Annotated in this window: 1 protein-coding gene; it reads left to right on the forward strand. The window is 42.3% G+C overall.

Features of this window, described 5'->3' with window-relative positions:
• Window positions 1-402: 402 nt before the first annotated feature.
• A partial coding sequence (locus A3762_RS10350) for a hypothetical protein (protein WP_082869065.1) occupies window positions 403-668 on the forward strand: 266 nt, incomplete at its 3' end.

Consider the following 668-nt stretch of genomic DNA (forward strand, 5'->3'; position numbering starts at 1 on the left):
AACAATATTATATGAGTTGGTGCTGTACGTTGGCTAAAAGAGGAAAGCGGAACTTCAGTCAGGAAAGAAATCTTGGTTTGCGGGCATTCACTTTCATGAGAAAGCGGTCATNCCAATTTGGTAGAAATACCTCCTAAACCGTCATTAGGGATCGGTTTAGTATTTGGCCGAGTTTTCTGGTCTAACTTTGACCTAGTTCAATTACCTAAACAGACATTGCAGACCTGAAAATCGCTTGTTTTTCGATGTGTGCTTAAAGATAGAAGCGCACTAAATGACTGAAGCTCAATGTTAGTAATAACAAAATGATCTTATCACCTGAGTACTTTTGATACTAAGGCATTCATAGTCGACTAAACTGACATAGACCGCTGATTAATATTCGGATTGTGGAGGAATACTATGTCTTGCTCAAACACTTCATCCCACCCTGATCACACTCATGGCCCAAACTGTGGACATACTGCGATTCGTCATGGCGATCATATCGACTATATTCATGACGGGCATCTACACCACCCTCATGAAGATCACTACGATGAACATACCATCGAGGTTAGTGACGCTAATCCAGATGGGTGTAAGCCTTTACACTCCTGCGGAGATCATGTTCATGGTCCAGGTTGTGGCCACGAAGCGGTGCCTCATGGAGATCACATAGATTATTT

Source organism: Oleiphilus sp. HI0125 (assembly GCF_001635355.1).